At 42.3% G+C, this 22,823-nt stretch carries 17 protein-coding genes; 12 read left to right on the top strand and 5 right to left on the bottom strand.

All coding sequences use genetic code 11. The features are described 5' to 3' along the window. Positions 1-179 precede the first annotated feature (179 nt). The 8 genes from NK987_RS18900 (at position 180) to NK987_RS18935 (ending at position 11,796) form a co-directional block, all read left to right on the top strand. Positions 180-803: a hypothetical protein gene (locus tag NK987_RS18900; protein WP_259265128.1), complete on the top strand. Its 624-nt coding sequence runs from the start codon at positions 180-182 to the stop codon at positions 801-803. Between the two features lie 10 nt (positions 804-813). Next, on the top strand, positions 814-1,353 hold the full coding sequence (locus NK987_RS18905; RefSeq protein WP_259265129.1) for a YceI family protein: 540 nt from the start codon (positions 814-816) through the stop codon (positions 1,351-1,353). A gap of 34 nt (positions 1,354-1,387) precedes the next feature. Then, positions 1,388-4,525: an efflux RND transporter permease subunit gene (locus tag NK987_RS18910; protein ID WP_259265130.1), complete on the top strand. Its 3,138-nt coding sequence runs from the start codon at positions 1,388-1,390 to the stop codon at positions 4,523-4,525. Beyond that, a complete protein-coding gene (locus NK987_RS18915) occupies positions 4,509-5,720 on the top strand; it encodes a TolC family protein (protein ID WP_259265131.1) in 1,212 nt (403 codons plus the stop codon). Before NK987_RS18910 ends, NK987_RS18915 begins: the two co-directional genes overlap by 17 nt. Before the next feature lie 3 nt (positions 5,721-5,723). Further along, positions 5,724-6,863: an efflux RND transporter periplasmic adaptor subunit gene (locus NK987_RS18920; protein ID WP_259265132.1), complete on the top strand. Its 1,140-nt coding sequence runs from the start codon at positions 5,724-5,726 to the stop codon at positions 6,861-6,863. A gap of 24 nt (positions 6,864-6,887) precedes the next feature. Beyond that, on the top strand, positions 6,888-7,349 hold the full coding sequence (locus NK987_RS18925) for a hypothetical protein (RefSeq protein WP_259265133.1): 462 nt from the start codon (positions 6,888-6,890) through the stop codon (positions 7,347-7,349). 258 nt (positions 7,350-7,607) lie between these two features. Next, entirely contained in the window at positions 7,608-10,109 is a 2,502-nt protein-coding gene (locus NK987_RS18930; RefSeq protein WP_259265134.1) for a cation-translocating P-type ATPase, read from the top strand. A 250-nt stretch (positions 10,110-10,359) separates the two neighbouring features. Continuing rightward, on the top strand, positions 10,360-11,796 hold the full coding sequence (locus NK987_RS18935; protein ID WP_259265135.1) for an NADP-dependent isocitrate dehydrogenase: 1,437 nt from the start codon (positions 10,360-10,362) through the stop codon (positions 11,794-11,796). A 98-nt stretch (positions 11,797-11,894) separates the two neighbouring features. On the opposite strand, the gene NK987_RS18940 is transcribed toward NK987_RS18935, so the two are convergent. The 4 genes from NK987_RS18940 to NK987_RS18955 form a co-directional block, all read right to left on the bottom strand. After that, positions 11,895-13,541, bottom strand: coding sequence for a SulP family inorganic anion transporter (locus NK987_RS18940; RefSeq protein ID WP_258421341.1), 1,647 nt, complete (start codon positions 13,539-13,541; stop codon positions 11,895-11,897). 9 nt (positions 13,542-13,550) lie between these two features. Continuing rightward, positions 13,551-15,431: a proton-conducting transporter transmembrane domain-containing protein gene (locus NK987_RS18945; RefSeq protein WP_259265136.1), complete on the bottom strand. Its 1,881-nt coding sequence runs from the start codon at positions 15,429-15,431 to the stop codon at positions 13,551-13,553. Positions 15,432-15,433: 2 nt separating this feature from the next. Continuing rightward, positions 15,434-17,926 (bottom strand): YbcC family protein, encoded by a 2,493-nt coding sequence (locus NK987_RS18950; protein ID WP_259265137.1) that lies wholly within the window; start codon positions 17,924-17,926, stop codon positions 15,434-15,436. Between the two features lie 91 nt (positions 17,927-18,017). Next, entirely contained in the window at positions 18,018-18,428 is a 411-nt protein-coding gene (locus tag NK987_RS18955; RefSeq protein WP_258421344.1) for a hypothetical protein, read from the bottom strand. Positions 18,429-18,755: 327 nt separating this feature from the next. Between NK987_RS18955 and NK987_RS18960 the strand changes: the two genes are divergently transcribed. From NK987_RS18960 to NK987_RS18970, 3 genes are read left to right on the top strand one after another with little or no spacing between them, the layout of a single operon-like run. Further along, a complete protein-coding gene (locus NK987_RS18960; RefSeq protein WP_258421345.1) occupies positions 18,756-19,403 on the top strand; it encodes a Crp/Fnr family transcriptional regulator in 648 nt (215 codons plus the stop codon). A 7-nt stretch (positions 19,404-19,410) separates the two neighbouring features. After that, positions 19,411-20,325 carry a J domain-containing protein gene (locus tag NK987_RS18965; RefSeq protein ID WP_258421346.1) on the top strand — a complete coding sequence of 305 codons (915 nt, stop codon included), beginning with the start codon at positions 19,411-19,413 and terminating at the stop codon, positions 20,323-20,325. Beyond that, on the top strand, positions 20,312-20,605 hold the full coding sequence (locus NK987_RS18970; protein WP_258421347.1) for a chaperone modulator CbpM: 294 nt from the start codon (positions 20,312-20,314) through the stop codon (positions 20,603-20,605). The genes NK987_RS18965 and NK987_RS18970 overlap by 14 nt, the downstream gene beginning before the upstream one ends. 91 nt (positions 20,606-20,696) lie before the next feature. On the opposite strand, the gene NK987_RS18975 is transcribed toward NK987_RS18970, so the two are convergent. Further along, the gene (locus tag NK987_RS18975) at positions 20,697-21,629 is read right to left on the bottom strand and encodes a sugar phosphate isomerase/epimerase family protein (protein ID WP_259265138.1); all 933 of its coding nucleotides are present in this window, start codon (positions 21,627-21,629) and stop codon (positions 20,697-20,699) included. 96 nt (positions 21,630-21,725) lie between these two features. Here NK987_RS18975 and NK987_RS18980 point away from each other — a divergent pair, with 96 nt between their 5' ends. Beyond that, positions 21,726-22,787 carry a DUF481 domain-containing protein gene (locus NK987_RS18980; protein WP_259265139.1) on the top strand — a complete coding sequence of 354 codons (1,062 nt, stop codon included), beginning with the start codon at positions 21,726-21,728 and terminating at the stop codon, positions 22,785-22,787. The last annotated feature ends 36 nt before the right edge of the window (positions 22,788-22,823 follow it).

Here is a 22,823-nt window from a genome sequence, read left to right on the forward strand (position 1 = left end):
TGAAACTTCGGTTTGCAATTCCATCCGTTCAGGAGCCTTGTGTGTAGTAGATTTTTAGGCCATAGGCGAAGAAAAGGATAGCCATATTTTTTTAAGCAAACCTTAAGAATTCCCTAAGGAAAGCCAAAGGTTACCCGGGATACATTTGAGCCAACATAGGCCTTTTTACTTCCCCCACCATGAAAAAGTTCATTACAATTATTACCATGCTCATAGCGACTTCATATTCTGCTTTAGCCCAAGACGTTGATAGCCTTTTGCTGTCTTTGGATTCGGAAATTGAAGAACCAGTCAAATTGCTTCCTGACAAAATCATGTTTACCCAAAGAATATTCTGGGGTGAAAGGGGACTATTGAGAAGAACAGGCATCATGCCGCTCAATGAAGAAAACCGGATCAAAGAACTCAAAATCCGAAGAACCATGCTTGTGACGCATCAGATCCTCGGATATGCAACTTTGGCCGGGATGATCGCCCAAGGGATAGTCGGCGGAAAACTTTACAACGGCGAAACCCAACTTAAGGATGCTCACGAAAGCCTGGCAGCAGCAGTGAATATCGGGTATTTTACAGGTGCTGCTCTTTCGCTCTTTTCACCTCCGCCTCTTATTTCCAAAGAAGTCAAAGGGTTGAATTCCATCAAAGCACACAAAATCCTGGCTTCCATTCACTTTACAGCCATGGTAGCGACCAATATGTTAGCCGAGAAAGCCGAAGATCCCCGATATGCCAAATTCCATAAAGCAGCAGCATTTACCGCATTTGGAGCATTTGCAGGAGCGACCATTGTCATGAAATTCTAAATTTAAACACATGAAAATCTACCAGATTTTAATATTACTTATAGTGGGTTCCGGACTTAATCTGCCAAGTGTCAGCATGAAGGCCAAAAAAGATACCTCGGAAATTTCCTACAGTGCCAGCCATTCACTCCATGACTGGACAGGTGTCAACAAAGACGTAAATGCCGTGATTGTCCTTGATGATACCGGAAATACCATCCAAAAAGTAGCAGTTAGCGCCATGGTTTCCGGCTTTGACAGTCAAAACTCCAGTCGGGATTCGCATGCACTGGAAGTATTGGAATCGCTCAAATATCCCAAAGTCCAGTTTGTCAGTACTTCCATTTCCCAACAAAATGAAGAACTGGATGTCAAGGGAAACCTGACTTTCCATGGGGTGACAAAACCTGTTCAATTCAAGGCAATAGCCAAAAAGAAAGATAAAGGTTTGGAGGTCGAGGGGGAGATTCCTGTATCTCTTGAAGCCTACAATGTCGAACGGCCAAGCTTTATGTTGGTCAAAACCGAAGACACCATCAAAATCAATTTCCATCTCGAATTCTATCCTTAACCATTTTTTCTTCTGAAGTAAAAGTCTTGAAACCATGTTAGACAAAATCATCCGTTGGAGTGTAGGAAATAAGATCATCGTATTTCTCTTTATTCTTGGTCTTATAGGTTTTGGCATATATTCATTGTCGCAGATTCCCATTGGCGCTGTGCCCGATGTGACCAACAATCAGGTCCAGGTGATCACCACTTCCCGGAATCTTTCCACCGAAGATGTAGAAAAATACCTGACCTATCCCATCGAACTGGAGATGGTCAATTTGCCCGGGGTCAGGGAAATTCGGTCAGTATCAAAGTTCGGGCTGTCGGTTGTAACGATAGTTTTTGAGGACAATATGGGCACCTATTTGCCCAGACAACTCATTGCTGAAAAAATCAAAACAGCAGAACAAAATATTCCTGCAGGATTTGGACAGCCTTTTATGGGTCCGATTTCTACGGGTCTAGGGGAGATTTTTCAATACATCATAGATGTCAAGCCGGGATATGAAGACAGGTACAGCCTTACTGACCTGAGGACGATTCAGGATTGGGTGGTCAAAAGACAGCTTTCCGGGATTTCCGGTGTCGTCGAAGTCAATACTTGGGGAGGATTTTTGAAGCAATATGAAGTAGCAGTCAGCCCTGAAAGACTCAAAGCCATGAATATCGACTTGGTACAGGTATTCAAGGCATTGGAGGAAAATAATGCCATCGCAGGTGGTGGGTATATCGAAAAAACCAATGAGTCATTTTTCATCCGTGCAGAAGGTCAGGTCAAGACCTTGGAAGAGATCGGAATGATCGTGGTAGACAACCGCAACGGTACTCCTATCTATGTCAGGGATTTGGGAAAAGTAGGTTTTGGCCATGCAAACAGGTTTGGAGCAATAACTGCAAACGGTCAGGGAGAAAAAGTCCTTGGTCAGGTGATGATGCTCAAAGACGCGGATTCCAAAGCTACCATTGAGCGGGTCAAAGCAAAACTGGAACAAATAAGTCCCACACTTCCTGAAGGTATTGTGGTCAATGGATTTTTGGACAGAAGTGAATTGATCGGAAAAACCACTTTTACCATTGCGGAAAACCTGATCTTGGGTTGTTTGATAGTGGTCTTCGTGGTAGTCCTTTTGCTCGGCAATTTGAGATCGGGATTGGTGGTCTCTTCGGTGATTCCCTTGAGCTTGCTGTTTGCTTTGTCCCTGATGTACATTTTTGGAGTGGATGCCAATCTCATGAGCTTGGGGGCAATTGACTTCGGGATTATCATTGATGGGGCTGTCATTATTGTGGAGTTTATCGCTTTTCAGTTGACCGCAAAATATGGTCTCCTCTTAGGTTTATCTAAAGCTGAAACAAGGATCCAAAAAGATAAAATAGCAATAGAAAGTGCCTCCAAAATGATGCATTCGGCTGTGTTTGGGCAGATTATCATCATCATTGTCTTTATTCCCATCCTTTCTTTATCCGGTGTGGAGGGAAAAATGTTTGGCCCGATGGCCAAGGTTTTCAGCTTTGCACTTTTGGGAACCATGATTTTGGGTTTGACTTATGTGCCTGTGGTCTCCTCTCTTTTTCTCAAAGCTACTGATCCAAGTAAAAGGAATATCACCAACAGGCTGATAGATTGGATCAACAGTTTGTATCAACCTTCGATTGAGTGGGCACTCGAAAGGAAAAAAACTGTTCTGTCTTTTGCGGCTGCTTTGCTCATCATTTCCTTTGCGGTTTTTTCACGGATGGGAGCGGAGTTTATTCCGACTTTGGATGAAGGTGATTTTGTCATCCAACCTGTTCTCAAGACAGGTACCACTCTCAGCAATACCATCGAAACGACTACCGAAATTGAAAAAATCCTGCTTGGATTTCCAGAAGTGGATCAGGTGGTCAGTAGAATTGGTGCAGCCGAAATTCCCACAGACCCCATGTCTATGGAGGAGAGCGATATCATCGTGACTTTAAAGCCACCAAAGGAATGGACAACTGTATCCACCAAAGATGAATTGGCAGACGCTTTCAAAGATTCACTTTCTGTTATCGCCGGTTTGGAGTTTGAATTCACTCAACCTATAGAAATGAGGTTCAACGAACTCATCACTGGTGTCAGGGCAGATCTTGCGATCAAGGTTTTTGGGGAAGACCTGGATATCCTCAACCAAAAAGCAAAGGAAATCGAAGCAGCCATTCAGAATGTAGAAGGAGCAGCGGATATCATTGTCGAAAAGACAGCCGGATTACCCCAAATGAAAATCAGGTACGACCGGGAGAAGATTGCCAAATATGGCATCAATATCAGCACACTGAATGACATCATTACGATGGGATTTGCAGGTAAATCTGCAGGAACAGTTTTCGAAGGTGAAAAACAATTTGACCTGGTGGTCAGATTTGCCGGAGAATTCAGACAAGACCTCGACAACATCCGTCAGGCATCAGTCAACCTGCCAAATGGGAGTTCCCTGCCTTTGAGTGAGTTTGCGGAAATTTACCTGGACAAAGGTCCCGCTAAGATATCCCGAGATGGATCCAGAAGAAGGGTTGTTATCGGTGTCAATGTCAGAAACAGGGATTTGCAGTCTGTGGTGACTGATATCCAAGCAATCATCCAATCTAAAGTCAAATTGCCAGACGGATATTATATCGATTATGGCGGTCAATTCGAAAACCTCAATATGGCAAAAGCAAGGCTGATTATTGCAGTTCCCATTGCCTTGGCGCTGATATTTTTGCTGTTGTTTTTTGCCCTTTCTTCTATCAAAGAAGCACTTATGATTTATACAGCGATTCCATTTTCGGCAGTGGGAGGGATTTTGTTGCTCTACTTCCGTGGAATGCCGTTCAGCATTTCGGCAGGAGTGGGATTCATTGCACTCTTTGGGATTGCGGTGCTTAATGGGATCGTCCTTATCGAGCATTTTAAGGAATTACAAAATGAACATGATGGTGATCTGAAGTCGCTGATTTTAAGGGGAACAAAAGAGAGGTTGAGGCCGGTGCTTTTGACTGCTGCTGCGGCTGCAATGGGATTTTTGCCAATGGCCATTTCTACCTCTGCAGGTGCTGAAGTTCAGCGTCCTTTGGCCACAGTAGTGGTGGGCGGATTGATTTCGGCGACCTTGCTGACGATGATTGTGCTTCCGGTTTTATACACGATGTTTCATTCTACCAAAAAAAGCCATGAACTCCAATCTTAAATTCATAATCCTCTTGGCTTGCTTGACCTGGAACATACCATTCCACGCCTTGGCCCAGAAGGAATCCATCGATCTTGCCTCAGCAATTGATTCAGCTTTGCAAAACAACCTAGGTTTGAAATCTGCCCAACAGAGAGTAGAAGCTACTAAGGCGATGATTCCTGCAGGATTCAACCTAGACAAAACCCAGGTATTTTACAGGCACGACCAAAATGACATTGCCGAGAATGGCTATTCAAACAAAGTGTTTGGGATCAGCCAAAGCATGCAGTTCCCTACAGTCTATGGCAGTCAGCGGAAAGTATATGAGGACTTGGGAATGGTGGAGCAACAACAATATTTGTTGACCCAAAATCAGATCATCAAAGAGGTTTCACAGACTTATTATACCATTGTCTATCTCCAAAAATTGGAAAACAATTACCGCTTTTTGGACAGCTTGTACCAGCAGTTTTCCATAGCAGCCAGTAGAAGATATGAGCTTGGAGAAACCAATTACCTTGAAAAACTGACTGCAAGGAGCAAGATGCGGGAACTTTCCGTAAGGCTTCTCCAGACTACCGAAAGCAAAAACCAAGCTTATGTCAGGCTGGAGCAACTGATCCAAGTGGGACGGGAATTCGAAATTCCTGACCAAGAACTTTTGCCCTTGCTGACTCAGAATTGGGAGTTAGAAAACCATCCTGGTGTCCAGTTTTATCAACAATCCATTAACCTTAAGACTGATAACCTTTCCCTCGAAAGGCAAAGGCTTTTGCCTGATCTCAATGGGGAGTTTTTCCGTGGGACGAATACCGGGCCGAATGCCAGGATTTATCCAGGTGTACAGGTTGGCGTTTCTATCCCGCTTTGGTTTGGTGCCCAAAAAGCTAAAATCAACTCCTCCAAGTTTGAACTCCTCCAAACCAACCTTGCCGCAGAAAATTATTCCTTCCAACTGAGGAACAGAAGGGTACAATTGGAAATCGAGTTACAAAAGTTCCAAGAGGCAATTTCCTTTTATACCCAAGAAGGGCAGCAACTCAGCAAGCAGCTGATCGCACAGGGAAACCAAGCCTACAAAGGGGGTGAGATCGACTTCTTTCAATATGTTTTACTGATCGAAAACTCAAGAAACATTGAGGTCGATTACCTCACAAACCTGCAGGAATATAACATGACTGTATTGGAAATCAATTACCTGATCAATCCTTAAATTATGAAAAATCAAATTTATATAGTGTTACTTTCAACTGTCATGACTTGGATGTTTTCAGCATGCGGTGCAGAAAAAGACCAATCGATTGTGATTTCGGAAGAAAAGGAACTGAATGAAATCATCATCAGCAAAGCCCAGTTTGAAAAAGGCCAAATGGCTTTGGATTCACTAACAGAACATACATTTTCAGATTTTATCCTGACCAATGGCATGGTCAATATTCCGGCTGAAGGGAGGTTTGATGTGAGTTCTTACTTTGGAGGAAATATCATCCGATTTGACCTTTTGGTAGGTCAAAAAATCCAAAAAGGGCAAGTCCTTTTTACGATCGAAAACCCTGAATTTGTCCAGATGCAGCAGGATTACCTGGATGCGATGAGTCAGCTTACTTATCTCAAGTCTGACTATGAACGTCAAAAAACACTCAATGCTGAGAATATATCCTCTCAAAAGAATTTTGCAAAAGCTGAGTCTGATTACAAAAGTACATTGGCCAAAACTGAGAGTCTCAGAAAAATGCTCCAATTGGTCAATATTTCATCGACTCAATTGGATGCATCCAAAATTACCTCAAAGGCTAATATCTATGCACCGATCTCAGGATATATCGAATCCATCAAAGTCAATCAGGGAACTTATCTGAATCCTTCAGATATCGCCCTGACCATCATCAATAAGGATCACTTGCATATTGAGCTCAATGTTTTTGAACAGGATGCCATAGCCTTGGAAATTGGTCAGGAGGTTACTTTTTATCTGCCTGATAATAAAAGCAGGGAATTCAAAGGAAAGATATTTCTCATCGGACAGTCCATCAATGAAAAGAGGATGCTCAATATCCATGTCCACCTGGACAACGAAAAAGAAGGGGACTTACTCGTTCCGGGGATGTTTATAGAAGCTAAAATCGCTGTCAAAAGCAGTAAAAATACGGCATTGCCCATCGCAGCGGTAATCAATTCTGATGAAGTCAATTATGTATTGGCTATGACCCAAACAGAAAATGACCTCTACTATTTCAAAAAAACCAAAGTTGAAATAGGTCTGCAAGATGACCAAATGGTGGAGGTAAAACCTGAGATATCCTTCAAGCCGGGAACAATATTTCTCTCAAAAGGAGGATTTCAATTGATCAAATAGAAACCATACTAAACCAAAACGACTATGAATCCTGCTCACCTTCATCTTATTTTCAACCATTTTCCTATCATCATTCCTATCATTGGGTTTTTGGTCATGCTTGCCGGCTTTGCTTTCCGTTCGGAATTACTCAAAAGAACGGCGTTTGGATTATTTATTCTTGGTGCACTCTTTACACTTCCAGCTTTTGGTACCGGTGAAGATGCGGAGGAGGTAATCGAGAACCTTCCAGGGATAGAAGAAACCTTTATCGAGAATCACGAAGAGGCCGCGGAGACTTTTGCCTACCTTTCCTATGGTTTAGGAGTCTTTTCATTGATTGGGTTTTGGGCCAATTGGAAACAAAAATCTCTTGCCAATTCTATCTCTATCGCTGTCTTGTTATTTGCCGTTGTGGTATTGTTCTTTGCCAAGGAAGCCGGAACAACCGGTGGGGAAATCCGCCATCCCGAAATAAGGAAGGGATTTGTGGCACCTGAGGAATAAAAAAAAATAAAAATTATTAATGATGAATGTAATTTTTGTGGAGCCACAAACATTTGTAGAATAAACAGGAAGATGGAAATTCAAAATCCTTTCCTACTCTTGGAAAACCCTAGCGTACGTTTCGGAAAAGAGAAAACATTCCTCAATTATTATCTGTACCTCTTGCTATTCCTTCTTTTCCATTGCAGTAAAAAAAATGTTTGGTGTAATTAGTCCATTAAATGTTAAATTGGATTCCGCATTGATTTTTAGATAATTATGGAATACAAAGGCCTCAGTGATCAGCAAGTAATCGCAAACCGTAAGACTTTTGGAACCAATGAAATGGGTGAAAAAACCAAAAATCCTATTTGGGGAATTTTACTTGAAATCATCAAAGAGCCTCTGTTTGTTATTTTACTTGTTGCCTCCTCAATATACTTTATTCTTGGAGAAACTACCGAAGGAATCATCATGTTGGTGGCCATCGGGTTGGTTTCGGGGATTTCTATTTTTCAGGAAAATAAGAGTCGAAATGCTGTCAATGCGCTCAAGAAGTTATCCAGTCCCCAAGCGAAAGTTTACCGAAATGGCGAAATAATCAAAATCCCAACCGAAGAGATCGTGGTAAAAGACCTGATCTTGGTAGAAGATGGAAACTTGATTCCGGCTGATGCGAAGATCGTTGAAGCACATGATTTTTCTGTCAATGAAAGTATACTGACAGGAGAATCCCTTTCCCTCTCCAAGGACCGGGATTCGGATCCTCCTATTATTTTTCAGGGTACCTTGGTCGATACCGGCAACTGCGTCGCAGAGGTCCATGCAATAGGCAGGAACACCAAATTGGGGAAAATAGGGACAAGTTTGGAGGAAATCGAACAGACCAAAACCCCACTGCAGACCCAGATCAAAAGCTTTGTCCGGTACATGGTCAGTTTTGGTGCCATTGCTTTTTTATTAGTATGGGGAATCAATTACATGATTTCCAAAGACCTTCTGAATGCTTTACTTCAGGGATTGACTTTAGCGATGTCGATTTTGCCTGAGGAAATACCTGTCGCATTTAGCACTTTTATGGCTCTTGGTGCTTACCGTCTTTACAAAAACAAAGTCATTACCAGAAGTCCCTATACAGTAGAAACCCTTGGTGCCGCAACAATTATCTGTACAGATAAGACAGGAACCTTGACCGAGAATAGGATGGAGCTTCGGGCGATTTTTGATATTGAAAAAGGAAGTCTCCAGGATTTTACCCAAGATATGCCTGAATTCAGTCAAACATTGGAATACGCCCTTTGGGCTTCGGAAATCCTTCCATTTGACCCAATGGAAAAATCCATTCACGAAATTTATGAAAAGGTGGCGCCAAGTGATGAAAGAAAGTCCGCCAAAATGCTTCATGAATATCCTCTTGGTGGCAAGCCGCCGATCATGACACATATTTTTCAAAAAGGAAATGGGGAAAAAGTCATTGCTGTCAAAGGCGCTGTGGAGGGAGTATTAGATCAATCCAAATTGTCAGGGTCAGAAAAGAAAACTGTTTTGGAAAATGTGGAAAAATTCACACAAAAAGGTTTCAGGGTTTTGGCAGTTGGCAAAGCAGATCCATCCAATAATGCCTTCCCAAAGACGCAACAGGAATTCGAATTTGAGTTTTTGGGCTTATTGGCTTTTTATGATCCTCCAAAGAAAAATATCGAGAAAGTTCTGAATTCATTTTACAAAGCAGGAATTGAAGTAAAAATGATCACCGGAGACTATCCCCAAACTGCCGCAGCAATTGCCGAGCAGGTTGGATTGAAATCCGATGGGGCCATAATGACCGGAGATGAAGTTATGGCAATGGAGTCCTCTGAACTTCAGCAAAAAGCGAAGCAAACCCATGTTTTCGCACGGATGTTTCCGGAAGCCAAACTCAAAGTAGTCGAAGCCCTCAAGCAAAACGGGGAAGTAGTCGCCATGACAGGGGATGGGGTCAATGACGGTCCTGCACTGAAAGCTGCCCATATTGGCATTGCGATGGGAAAGCGAGGCAGTGAAGTGGCTAAATCTGCCGCAGCTTTGGTGCTGGTGGATGACGATTTGGGACACATGACCGAAGCAGTTGCACTGGGTAGACGGATCTATGAAAACCTCAAAAAAGCCATCCAATACATCATTTCAATCCATATTCCCATCATTTTGATAGTATTGTTGCCTTTGGTTTTGGGTTGGGAGTTTACCGTGATTTTTACCCCGATCCATGTGATTTTTCTAGAACTGATCATGGGGCCGACCTGTTCCATTGTATTTGAAAATGAACCGATCGAGCCGGATTCCATGAACAAGCCGCCTAGGGTGATGTCTCAGACTTTCTTTTCTTGGTCAGAACTCTCTTTGAGTGTGGTTCAAGGTTTGGCAATTACTGGGGCTTGTTTGGGTTTTGGGTATTTTCTGATGAATTCCGGAAATAGCGAAGCAACGGTCAGGACTTTGATTTTCTCCACTTTGGTGTTCAGTAATATCTTTCTGACACTTGTGAACAGGTCATTCTATTTTTCAGTAGTTAAAACTTTGACTTACGAAAATAAACTTGTTCCGATTGTATTGGGAATTTCACTTGCCCTTTTGGTTTTGATTTTGACCATTCCTTCCTTTTTGAAGGTGTTTGATTTTGAAGCCGTGAGCTTCAATACGCTGCTCTATTCCTTGCTGATTTCTTCTTTAGGGGTATTTTGGATAGAGGTTTGGAAATTTTTTAAAAGGAAAAAGGAAGGGAAATCATTAATGATGAATTGAAAATTCAGAATGAGGATGTTTGTGGGGATACAAACATTGGCAGCGAATGATCCCATCGGGATCAAATATGGGTGGCCCGAGTAAGGAACGCTAATCGGAATAAAAAATGAGAACCTCAATTTCGGGTTTTGGCTGATGAAAATTCTAAAATATTTTTTCATAAAAAAATTTTATAATATTAATTAAAAACATAAACTTTAATTTATGTTTATTTTGTAGGAAATTTGGGTGAACCAAATATATCCTCCAAATGAAAAAAATTACAATAGCCAAAGGCGATGGGATTGGGCCTGAAATAATGGATGCTACCTTGGACATTATTTTAGCAGCCGGTGCCCAGATTGAAATTGAAGAAATCGAGGTAGGGGAGAAAGTGTACCTTTCCGGAAACACTTCAGGAATCGCAAATTCCTCATGGGATGTCATCCGAAGAAACAAGGTTTTTTTGAAGGCTCCGATTACCACACCCCAGGGTGGCGGATACAAAAGTCTGAATGTGACTACCAGAAAGTTTTTGGGCCTTTATTCCAATGTAAGGCCCTGCAGAAGTTTACACCCCTTTGTTGCAACCAAGCATCCTGTGATGGATGTCGTGATCGTGCGCGAAAATGAGGAAGATCTGTATGCAGGTATTGAGCATCAGCAGACCGATGAGGTAGTACAATGCCTTAAATTGATCAGCCGTCCGGGTTGTGAAAAAATTGTACGGTATGCTTTTGAATATGCAAGACAGCAGAACAGAAAAAAAGTGACCTGCTTCACCAAAGACAATATCATGAAGCAGACTGACGGCCTTTTCCATAAAGTTTTTGATGAAATCGCAAAAGAATATCCTGATATAGAAAATGAACATTGGATCATAGATATTGGCGCAGCCAAGTTAGCTGATAGTCCTGAGGCATTTGACGTTTTGGTCATGCCAAACCTCTATGGTGATGTTTTGTCTGATGTTGCAGCACAGATCACAGGTTCGGTGGGTCTTGCAGGATCAGCTAATATCGGAGAGGAATGTGCCATGTTTGAAGCGATTCATGGTTCGGCGCCTCGCAGGGCCGGTCAAAACCTGGCAAATCCTTCAGGGCTACTTCAGGGTGCCATCATGATGCTCAACCACATCGGACAGTCAGATGTCGCGGAGAAAGTCCAAAATGCATGGCTCAAAACAATAGAAGACGGGATCCATACTTACGATATTTTTAAAGAAGGCGTAAGTAAAGAGAATGTTGGAACCAAAGAATTTGCGGCGGCAGTGATCGGCAGGTTGGGTCAAAAGCCACAGGTTTTCCCGGCTGTCCATTATGACAAAAATATTCCGATGGTATTGCCTAAATACCAGAAAAAGCAGGCAGCCAAAAAAGAATTGGTGGGAGTGGATATTTTTGTCCATTGGAATGGTACCGATGCGGATGAGTTGGCAGGCATGCTTCAAAAAATGAATTTTTCAGATATCGGCCTTTCCATGATTACCAACAGAGGGATCAAGGTATGGCCTGAGGGATTTGAAGAAACCTTCTGCACAGACCATTGGAGATGTAGATTCAAACCAAAACAAGGTGGGTTAATTACAAAAGGAAATATCATCGAACTGCTTTCAAAGGCCTCTCAATTGGACATTGATGTAATCAAAACAGAAAACCTATACTTTTTTAATGGAGTTCAAGGGTTTTCTTTGGGTCAAGGCCAATAAATTCTTAATTTCAAAAAAAGGGTGTGGGTTATATCCACATCCTTTTTTTGAAATTAATTCAAAAGGAACCAAGTCTTACTCGTTTCCAAGCCTAGTTTTCAATGAATTATAGTATTATGTTTCTTTTTTGTTTTTAGCTTTCTTCCTGATAAATGATGGTCTGAATTTTTCTTCAAATGGTCCATTCCACAAAGGATAAAATGCCCACCGTTATGCTCATAATCATGCTGGTAGTGGTGTAGATTTTCCAGCACAGTATGGTCTACCAAATTCGCATTGCTAAAATCGATGCGTATGGTTTTTTCTCTAGGAAGCGCATCCAGGGATTTTTTAAGCTTGATGTAATTGCTAAATACCGCAGAATGGAAAACGTCTACTGTAAATTCATTTCCGTTTTCGCTCACAGTAAACAAGGGTTTGAAAATGTATTTTAAGGGAAGTCCATTGGCAAGGTGGATGATAAACTTGGTCAGAATACCTACTCCAATACCAACCAATAAATCAGTGGCCAGTGTAAACACAATGGTTACTAGGAAAACAGCGAGCTGCTCTTTACCGATTTTGTAGGTACTGTAAAATGACTGGGGAGAAGCTAATTTGAAACCGGTATAGACCAACATCGCCGCCAATGCAGCTAAAGGGATTTGATGTATCAGGTTTGGAAAAAAAGCCACAAAGATCAGAAGGAACATACCGTGGAAGAAATTTGACCAGGATGTTTTGCCACCGTTATTGATGTTGGCAGAGCTACGGACGATTTCTGAGATCATTGGTAGCCCTCCGATAAAGCCGGCTAAAGTGTTTCCTATTCCAACTCCCATCAGGTCTTTGTTCATATTCGATTTTCTCTTGAAAGGATCCAATCCATCGATGGCTTTGGTGCTTAGCAAAGACTCCAGACTTCCCACCAAAGCAAACATGATGATGTATTTTATGGATACCATCGAAAATACTTGGGAGAAATCAGGGAAGGTGATGGCCGAAAGCAAGTTGTCAGGTAAAGTAACCAGAAATTTTGGACCGATGGTATATTCATGTCCATCCAAAAACAGATAACTGTGCTCATGCTCAAGGTCAAAATACCTTCCGATAGGAATAGCAATCAAAATCACAAGCAGAGGTGCAGGTATCATTCTGATATACTTGTTTTTGAATAAAGGAAAAAGAAATAAAATCAGCAGACTTATAAATCCGATCAGGGCGATTTCAGGATTGAGTTCGCTGAAGGCATGCGGAAGTTCTGCAAACAGCTCTAAGGTTTCACTCGCCTCAGGCTTGACGCCGATCATGGTAAACAATTGCTTGGCAATGATGATGATCCCGATTGCCGCAAGCATTCCATGTACTGCCGATGAAGGGAAGAAATCAGCCAAAACCCCGGACTTTATCCAACCAAATATCACCTGTAGGATTCCTGCCGCTACGACCACGGCTAAAGTCAGTTTGTATCCAAGCATCGGATCCCCTTGGCCCAATTCGGTCACTGCACCAAGGGCAATAATGATTAGACCCGCCGCGGGGCCTTTGATCGTCAGCTGTGAGCCTCCAAGGAAGCTTACCACCAAACCACCTATGATGGCTGTGAAAATCCCCGCAACCGGCGGAAAGCCCGATGCCATGGAGATGCCTAGACAAAGAGGTAAAGCGATAAGAAATACTAGGAAACCTGAAGTTAGGTCTGACTTCCAGTTTTGTTTGAGTCCGGCAATTCCGGTCAAAGGGATTTGAAATTTGTGCGTCTTCATGGGTGTGGGTTAAGAAGATTTGAGTGCTTTTTCGTGGTAATTTTTGATGTGTGGGCCTAGGAATAGGCGGGAATAAATCCTGATCAGGGCAATGCCCCCAATGATAAAGCTTGCAGAGTCAAAGAATGCAAGGAGGTATTGGTCCTCATGGATATGGCTGAAGATCAAATCCACTCCGATAAATGTGGGGGAGATAGGGAATGCCATTAATCCCAAGGTGGCAATCAGGAATAACAATGCCTGAATTCGGTATTCATAGACATGTCCGTAATATTGGTTCATGTCAAAATACGTCGGCTCTTTTTTCCTGAGGTATTCCAATATCACATATCCCAAGATGCCAAAGACCGTTACTCCACTGAGGTAAATCAGGGTTTGGTTGTAATCAAAGGTCTCATTGAAGGACACGGCAAGTGCAATCCAGAAGTGGTTTGCCATCACCAGCATCCAAGCTAGTCTGGGGTAGTTCCGCTCAGAAAAAGCCTTGAATACCATCATCATCCCGATAAAGGCGAAGGTGCCGGGTATAAATACCTGTATTCCTTCAGGAAGGTATTCTTGGTGAAAATAGAGGTACAGCCCTACGCCGTACATGGGTAGAAAATACAACAGGAGATTTTTTGGGGTAAGAAAATCCAATTTACTCCCGACCTTTTTGATGGGTGAAAAAACCCACCTGTTCATAAAGACATCCAGATTCCATTCCTTAAGTGAAAGGATAAAAAGGCTGTATTCAAGCCTTTTGGGAAATGTATCTTCTACACTGATTTCCTTTGGCTTGAAATGGTAAAACTGATCCCTGATCATATAACTCACGACTGAAGGAGATACCAAAAGCTGGTAGGTTCTCAGGAATGCATTGCCTGCAAAATGGATCAGTGCCAATACCTGTAGTCCCAAAGCCACTTCGATAAACATGATCCCGATCTGGGCAATAGAAGCATAGGCAATCTGGGATTTGATGGTCGATTGGACACGGGCAATGGGAAAAGCCACCATAGTTGTCGCCAGACCAAGTAACCCGATCAGAACCCTTGCTGTAATCTGATGCTCCCAAAAAGGAAAGGTTCTTAGTAGTAGAAAGACTCCAAAGTGAACAGAAAGCGAGCCGTAGAAAATCGCACTCGAAGGTGTGGGACCTTCCATGGCCCTTGGCAGCCAAGAAGAAAATGGCAGCTGCGCTGATTTTGCGGCTGCAGCTACCAATATTCCTAGCGCGATAAATAAGCCGATTCCTCCATGTTGGGAGAGGTGATCAAGTACAAGTTGTTCATTGTTCAGTTTCAGAAAGGTGATGTTTTCATGCCAAAGGTGATGGCTGGCCCACATGGCCAGGATGATCCCAATGTCTCCGATTCTGTAGATGGAAAACACCTTTACGGCATTTCTTACCGGGAGGTACCTGTTGCGGTAAAAGGCAATCAACAAGAAGGAAGATATTCCCAACATCTCCCATCCGATAAACAGCGTCTCGAAATTTCCTGCCAATACGGTCAGGTTATAGGCGAGATAGAAGAAAAGGATGGAGTTGAAGAATCGCTTATACCCCTCCTCCAAATGCAGGTAATACTTGCTGTATTGGGTGATGAGGAAGGTGACAAATGCACCGACAAAGAGATATACCGCAGTGACCTTATCAAAGTAAAAGTCAATCAGAAATTCATAATCGTGATGCTTGTAGAGTACGAATTCAGGGATGTTTACCGGTCGCGCCCGGAGGACAATTAGCCAATAACCGATGTATCCCAAGATGGAAGCAAGCTGAAGACTGATGGTGAAAAACGCCATCCGAGAGAGTCCAAGCTCATTTTTTTCGGGTAACAAAAGGGATAGCAGAAATCCAACAAATGGAATGATTACAAAGCTGCTGATGATGATCTGGTTTTCCATAATTAGCTCAGCAAGTAGACAGGTAAATTTTCAGAAGTCGATACCAATAGTTCATCCAGATTTTGGATCTTTTCAATATCCTTGGCAAGTGGCAGGTAAGGGATAAATTCCCCGCCCTTAAACAGGAAAGCTTCCTTGGTCTCAGGATGGATTGTCACCAGTCTCACCCATTCATTGGCAAACCACTCATAGGTTGCATCATGGGTTTTGATGGTTTTGAGCACGGTTTCGGGAAAATGCTCCACGGTGATCAGGATCCGGAGCGGATCGTGGATGTTGATCATCTGTCTGGGTAAGCCCGGCCGGAGGTCACCGTCAATGCCATTTGCTACACCTATCAGTCCCATGACATTATGGGGAAGTTTGCTTCCTGCCCCAAGCCGTTGGTTGTCTACCCTTGAGAAGTAATACTCCAGGTTGATACCTCCACAAACTGGGGCAACAGCTTTGACGATATTTAGGAGATATTTCCCTTCCGGATCGATGCCATAATCATAGGAATTGAGGAAGGCCCTTTTATCCAAAAACAGGTGCTTGTTGGATTCCCTTTTTCCGATCACACAGAGTGCATTGGTCGCATGGTTCCATTCAGGCCTTGGTTCAAAGAGGGACAAAGCCCTTAACTTGACCTTTTCATGGACTTTGGCAGCTTCTTGGGTAGAATCGACTGTGTCAAATCTTCTTGATCTTTCTTTGGCATTGTAATCCAAGGCGATTTCAAAAGTCTGGAGATTATTCTGGTGACGGAGCATGTTGTCTTCAGTCAAGACATCAAGATCATAAAACTCCATCTCATCTCTCGTCGTGTCATGCAAGCCACCGACAAATTGGGTGGCGACAGGAATGCTGATTCCTCTTTCTTCCAAGGCTTTTCTGACTTCCGGATGGTTGCCAAAGTAGGCCCCCACACGGGCATTGACCGAACCGGATCGTCCGCTGCATGCACCGCAGTCATAGCCGGCATAATGTGTATTGTTTACCGAGCTGGCACCGTGTCCGAATATATATACCAAAGGAGCAAAGTTCTTGACAAGTCCGATGCCCTTCAGCAATCCTTCCAGACTATTGGTCATTTCTTCCAGGGTAAAACCTACCTGAAGTCCATGATATTTATGGTCTGTAGACTTGCATTCGATACTCAGTTTCCCCTTTGGATCCATATGGCTGAAAGAAGAAACCATTGCAGAAGTAGGACCGGGACGGAAGATGTTTTTGGCCATTTTCACAGCCGACCAAAAACCCATGGTCTGGGAAATAGCCCATCCTCCAAATATTCCTTTCGAATGTTTACTGAAATGGGAGTCTTTTTCATGCCGAAGTTTGGCCTCAGATTCTCGGATGACATGTGTAGGCGTCACCGGTGCAGGACATACTTTGGTCATAAACTTGCCGTGCTCAGGCTGGAAGAAAAACGGGATGTTGAAAAACCCAGCCGTGCCAAAAGTCTGGCTATCTGGCGCAAACCGCTCGATATACCTTCTGACTGAACAGCACCGGTCATCTATGCAAAAAAGTGCCTGAAATGAGGTGGCTTCCTTCTTGAAATCCTTTTCGTGGCTGAGTTGAAGTCCTCGGATGACTTGGTCAAAATAGGTCCATTCGAAAGCTTCCTGCCACATTTTGAGGACTTCGTAGTATTCTTTTCCCTCCGTTTTGGTCAGAATCGGTAGAAGGTCTTCCGGCAGATGTTTGACCAAGGGATCCCAATTCTCTCCCAGTCGCCTGTCAAGCGCATCGATCTCAAGCAGGCACTCAACAAATATCAGGTCGTTTAGGCTGATGGATTTTTTATCCAACAAACTCTGTGGCTGATGTTCCAATACCGCCACCATACCCGACCATCCCGGATGGGCAAACTGCTGGTCAAATAGGTATTGCCTGAAATAGACTTTGCTTCCCACCAAAATATCAAGCAGGTCCTCCAGTTTGGTTTGGGGGTCGAAAAGCAGGATTTTTGCCCGTTCAGTTTTGAAAAGGTTGGTGAAGCTGTTGGATTCGAGGTTGCGGATGGCGGTAAGAAATCCTTTGGAAGGCACCGGGAATTTCCAGATCGCTATCCCTTGGTCAAGATAGCTTCCCAGCATCCTGAATAGTGTCGTATGCGTTTCCTTATCGAGATTGACATGGTAATGGCTTTGCCAGACTTTCCTAATCCTCCCGACAATGGCATCGGGTTGTTTTTTACAGTCTTTGTGAAGCATGGCATCCTTCCATTTGGCCGATTCTTTTTTGCCTTTGTGAGCAAGGATTACCCTGTCGAGGATATCTTCGTTTATTTTGTTTTTGGCATACAGTTCCCGGAAAGATTCCACAGAAAGATAAGTCTTGTAGCCAAAATTTTCTGCGGCCGTCTGCAGTGCTTCATGAAAGGGAAGATGCTGAAAAGCGTGTAGGGTATTGTGGTGCACAAAGTCCTTAAGCGGAGCCTGTGCAGGTAGGAAATGACCCAATTCATGGATGACATGATGTAGGTCAGATGACACGTGTGGCGTCATTTGTCTTAATTTAGATGGGTAATAAAATAGTATGGGTGTAGGGCAGGACAAAAAGGAGGCCCTAAAAGAAAGCCTTAAAAAGGCAAAAAACTTATGCTAAATGGACTCTGAAATTCTTAAACAAAATGTATAGTGGCGCCTTCCCTTCTTTGGAAGGTATTTTCAGTGATTTGATTGAAGCACCTGAAACAAGAAAAAAGCTTATCGCTGAAAATGAATTTATACTTCCAAATCCCAGTCCAATGTTTGATTCAGTTTCGGATTTTTCCTCTTTTTCTTCCGTTTCGAAAGTGGCAAAGTCGGAATGGTGTAGGTTTTGAAGGTTGAGGCAAGGTGAAGAAACCTTGGTATTGCTTATTTCATAAAAAGTACCTTCATTTTTTTCAACCTGAAACTGGGAAATATGTGTCAAATGAAAACCCAATACCAGCAACATTGCCCAAAGGAAAGGCTGTAAAGCACTCCTTTTGGTTGTGAAACTGTTAAAAGATTTCTTTAACATTATTTTCAATATCAAGCTCGAAATCTAATTAATTCCGAAATGAAATCCACCGAATATTTTGGAAAATATATTTTATAGATTTTTCAGGATATAAAGATAGCGGACAAAGTTTTCCGTTTTTGTGCCAAAAATTACATAAATAGCCCATTTCACTTCCTTATTTTGAAAAGGCTTAACTATACTGAATTCGTGATAAGATATCGAAATTATTTGTTAAAGGAGACCTTTTTAATAGTCAGATTAATATTTTTTTGGCTTTTAAAAGGTTAAATTACAGTAGGATATTTTGACAGGAGGAAGGGAATCATATTCAAAAAAAATGAAATTATGATGGGTGCAAAAGGTGACTTCAAAGGGCTTTTGAAAGCCAATTTTCCTCAATTTGAAAATGAACTATTCCAGGAAATAATCAAGGAAGGTCAGTTGGTTCTTTTTCCCGAAGGCGAACTTATGATGGACATCGGGCAGAGGGTAGAACTGATTCCCCTGATAGTCAAAGGAACCGTCAAGATCTTCCGAGAGGATGAGGATGACCATGAGATTTTTTTATACTACCTGAAGGAAGGGGAGGCATGTGCCATTACGCTCATCTGTTCGGCAAGGGAAGGACATTCCAAGATCAAAGCCATACCCATAGAAGACACAACAGCGATCGTTCTTCCTATCAAAAAGCTTGATGAGTGGATGTTCAAATATAAATCCTGGTACTACTTTGTCATGGACAGTTATCAGGAAAAGTTTGAAGAATTGCTTAAGGTCGTGGAGGAAATCGCTTTTCACCAAATGGATGAAAGGTTGCTCGCCTACCTTCGCAAATCTGTAGAGGCCAACAATTCCAACATCATAAAGGCTACCCATCAGCAGATTGCGGGGGAACTTAACACCTCCCGTGAGGTAGTGGGAAGGTTGCTCAAAAAACTGGAACAAAACGGAACAGTAATAATCGGTAGAAATCAGATTGAATTGATAAACTGAAAGCAAAATGGACTTTATAGATTACTATAAAATTTTGGAGATTGATAAAAATGCAAGTCCTGAGGACATCAAAAAAGCCTACAGGAAGTTTGCAAGGAAATACCATCCTGACCTCAATCCCAATGACAAAACCGCCGAAGCAAGATTCAAACAGGTCAACGAAGCCAATGAAGTGCTCAGTGATCCTGAAAAAAGAAAGAAATACGACCAATACGGAAAGGATTGGAAGCATGCTGAGGAGTTTGAAAAAAGTGGAGCTCGCCAATCTAGACCAAGAGAACAAGGAAGCAGCAGGGCCTATTCAGGGCATTATACTGAGGAGGATTTTTCAGATTTTTTCAGTTCCATGTTTGGGGGTGGCGCAGGTTTCCAAAGTTCAGGCAGGGAAAATGTCAAATACAAAGGAGTAGATTACAAAGCTGAATTGCATTTAAAGCTATCTGATGTATACCAATCCCAAAAGCAAACACTGACCATTGACGGGAAAAATATCAGATTGACTATCCCTGCCGGAGTAGAAGATGGGCAGACCATCAAGATCCGAGGCTACGGCGGCGAAGGTATCAACGGAGGACCAAAAGGAGATCTGTATATCCAATTTGTGATCAAAAACGATACTGACTTTGTCAGGGAAGGCAACGATTTATATTCAAAGATCAATGTAGACCTGTATACCGCTATATTGGGAGGAGAGATCACAGTGTCTACGATGGACGGTAAAGTCAAACTCAGACTCATCCCCGGAACTCAAAACGACACCAAAGTCAGGCTGAAAGGAAAAGGTTTTCCGGTGTACAAAGAGGAAGGAAAATTTGGAGACCTTTATGTTACTTACAAAGTAGAAATCCCAAAAAACATCACGGAGCAGGAAAAAGTACTTTTCGAACAATTAGCCAAACTCAAAACCCATGGAACGAATTAACCACATCAGCATCCAAACTTTCTGCCAATACCATGGCATAGAATCCAAGTTGGTTTTCACTTTTCAAGAACTCGGGTTGGTCGAAATCGTGGAAGAGGAAGCGGAATTTTTTCTGGAAGAAAAGGCTCTTACCCGGATGGAACAAATCGTGAGGCTATACAAAGACCTTGATCTGAGCCCTGAAGGTGTGGAGGTGGTGATGGGGCTTTTGGATAAAATTGAAAAACTGCAAGAGGAGAATTTCACTTTGATAAAGAAATTGAGGAAATGGGAAAAATAGGGATCCAATCTCCTTCAAAAAAGAAATCCACCCGATTCCATGATTTCCCTTTTTGTCAATAAATAATCCTCCATTTTTTGGAAAAGGCTTATCAGCTTATTTCCTTTTCCACTCCCAAGATATATTCCGCACCTGCTTTGTATTGTTCAGCAGTTTGCAGATGCTCCATCATCAGGGGAACTTCCGGGAATAGGCTCAATTCGCTAAGGAAAACTTTATAATCCATCTGTCCCAATCCCGGCTGTACCTCGTCGAATTGTGGCATGAAGGTCTGTTTTTTTAGAATCAGATCTTTGGCGTGACAACTTTTGATATATGGGCCAAGTTTTTTGAAGCAGTCTTTAATCATATCTCCATTTCTAAAGAAAAGGGCAGGACTTGTCACCATATTGACCGGGTCTAAGTGGACAGCAAAAGCCTTGCGGTCGATGGCTTTGATCAATCGGAGATAGGAGTCTGCCGATTCAGGAAAAATCCAGGGCATGGCTTCCAAGCTGTAAAAAGTGTTTTTTGGTTTGACCTGATCTATGATTTTTCGGGTCGTCTCCACAATCATGTCAAAGGTATCGTCCGAAAAATTTTCTTGGTGGGGTCCTGCCCATATTTCGGCATCCCTCGATCCAGCAATATTGACGCAGCATTTGGCTTCAATCTGATCTGCGAGATCAAGGGAGGCAACACATTTTTCAAAGGCTTCCTTGGCGGTTTTTTTATCCGGGCTGATGGGATTGGACCATGCGCCTACTTCCGCTATGAGTATATCCGCTTTGTCGGCTGCTTTTTTGTAGGCTTTGATGTCATCCTTACCGGCATCCAATCCAACAGGGCAATAAGCCGCTCTATAGCCTGTATTTTTCACAGCAGCCACCCAAGTTTCAGGAGAATCAAATTTTTCAAAAAGAGGACCGCCAAGCCGGAGTTTGCTTTTGGCTTTGAAATTAGTAGCCAATGAAGGAAAAGCAGCCATTAAGCCAGATCCGATAAAGGTTAGTGAAGTCACTTTGGAAAATGTGCGTCTGTTCATGTTTTTAAGATTTGATTTGAAATGCTTTCAGCAAAAATCAATGGGGAATTCCTTATTCAATTTTGGTTAAAATAATTTTAGATCAAACTATTATGATTGAATAAATTCATATTTTGGACCATGATTTCAAGGCTTTTTCTTGTTTTTATTTGTTTTTACTTTCTGTCAGTCAGCTTCATTGCCAATGCCCAGGAAAAGGACACCCTTTATCTAAGAAATGGTCAGATCATGGTCGGGAAGCTGAATAGCATCAGTTTGGGCATCATCCAATTTGATGACATGGACCTTTCAGTACAAAATGTCAAATACCACAAAATCAAAACAATCAAAGCTTCAATGGCAACTTATAGAATTCAGACCATAGATCAGGTAGTTTATTATGGGGTGTTAAAACCTTCTAAAATTTATGGTGAAGTGATCGTGGATGATGGTTTTGTTGAAAAGGCCTATCCCATCGTTAATATTTTTGATTTGGTGTCTTTGGAAAAAAAGTTTATCAAAAAGATAAAAGGAACCGTAGCATTGGGTTATTCTTACACCAAATCGAGTGACATTGGAAGGTCTAATATTGACTGGAACCTGAGATTTACAGAACAAAAATACCAGATAGAATTTAACGGTTCTTTCATTTTTACAAATAATCAAGGAATCAAAACAAGGGATCGGGAACAGATAAATCTGGGAGGTTATTATAATTTAAACTCGGTTTTGTCGGCCGGTGTGGGTTTGAATTACCAAAGAAATATCGAGTTGGGATTGGCTAGCCGTATCCAACAGGTTGTTGGGCTTGGCCGTAGGTTTCTTTTCAAAAGCAACCTTCAAGGAATGTTGATATCCGGTGCAGTCATCAACCAGGAGCGGAGTCTTGAGGGAAATTCGTCAGGTAACCTTTATGAAATCCCACTTCAATTCAAATTGGATTATTTCCACTATGCTGCGCCAAACCTATCATTTACCATTTTTCCAAAAGCCTTCTTTGGTTTGAATCAGGACGGAAGAAAAAGATTTGACGGTGAGACGAGGGTAAATTGGGAGGTGATCAACAACCTGGATTTGGGACTGCAGTTCTATGCCAACTATGACAATCAAGCGCTCGAAGGAAGCAATACCAACTTTGATTATGGTATTGTATTCAATGTGGGATATAAGTTTAAGTAGGGCAGCTTTTTTTTTGAATATGTTAGTGTCTACACA

The organism is Aquiflexum gelatinilyticum (genome assembly GCF_024813435.1).
GTDB lineage: Bacteria > Bacteroidota > Bacteroidia > Cytophagales > Cyclobacteriaceae > Cognataquiflexum > Cognataquiflexum gelatinilyticum.

What these genes read in the sequence shown, in the direction of transcription:
- NK987_RS18900 (WP_259265128.1), top strand. Translation starts at nt 180, where the DNA reads ATGAAAAAGTTCATTACAATTATTACCATGCTCATAGCGACTTCATAT.
- NK987_RS18905 (WP_259265129.1), top strand. Translation starts at nt 814, where the DNA reads ATGAAAATCTACCAGATTTTAATATTACTTATAGTGGGTTCCGGACTT.
- NK987_RS18910 (WP_259265130.1), top strand. Translation starts at nt 1,388, where the DNA reads ATGTTAGACAAAATCATCCGTTGGAGTGTAGGAAATAAGATCATCGTA.
- NK987_RS18915 (WP_259265131.1), top strand. Translation starts at nt 4,509, where the DNA reads ATGAACTCCAATCTTAAATTCATAATCCTCTTGGCTTGCTTGACCTGG.
- NK987_RS18920 (WP_259265132.1), top strand. Translation starts at nt 5,724, where the DNA reads ATGAAAAATCAAATTTATATAGTGTTACTTTCAACTGTCATGACTTGG.
- NK987_RS18925 (WP_259265133.1), top strand. Translation starts at nt 6,888, where the DNA reads ATGAATCCTGCTCACCTTCATCTTATTTTCAACCATTTTCCTATCATC.
- NK987_RS18930 (WP_259265134.1), top strand. Translation starts at nt 7,608, where the DNA reads ATGGAATACAAAGGCCTCAGTGATCAGCAAGTAATCGCAAACCGTAAG.
- NK987_RS18935 (WP_259265135.1), top strand. Translation starts at nt 10,360, where the DNA reads ATGAAAAAAATTACAATAGCCAAAGGCGATGGGATTGGGCCTGAAATA.
- NK987_RS18940 (WP_258421341.1), bottom strand. Translation starts at nt 13,541, where the DNA reads ATGAAGACGCACAAATTTCAAATCCCTTTGACCGGAATTGCCGGACTC.
- NK987_RS18945 (WP_259265136.1), bottom strand. Translation starts at nt 15,431, where the DNA reads ATGGAAAACCAGATCATCATCAGCAGCTTTGTAATCATTCCATTTGTT.
- NK987_RS18950 (WP_259265137.1), bottom strand. Translation starts at nt 17,926, where the DNA reads ATGACGCCACACGTGTCATCTGACCTACATCATGTCATCCATGAATTG.
- NK987_RS18955 (WP_258421344.1), bottom strand. Translation starts at nt 18,428, where the DNA reads ATGTTAAAGAAATCTTTTAACAGTTTCACAACCAAAAGGAGTGCTTTA.
- NK987_RS18960 (WP_258421345.1), top strand. Translation starts at nt 18,756, where the DNA reads ATGATGGGTGCAAAAGGTGACTTCAAAGGGCTTTTGAAAGCCAATTTT.
- NK987_RS18965 (WP_258421346.1), top strand. Translation starts at nt 19,411, where the DNA reads ATGGACTTTATAGATTACTATAAAATTTTGGAGATTGATAAAAATGCA.
- NK987_RS18970 (WP_258421347.1), top strand. Translation starts at nt 20,312, where the DNA reads ATGGAACGAATTAACCACATCAGCATCCAAACTTTCTGCCAATACCAT.
- NK987_RS18975 (WP_259265138.1), bottom strand. Translation starts at nt 21,629, where the DNA reads ATGAACAGACGCACATTTTCCAAAGTGACTTCACTAACCTTTATCGGA.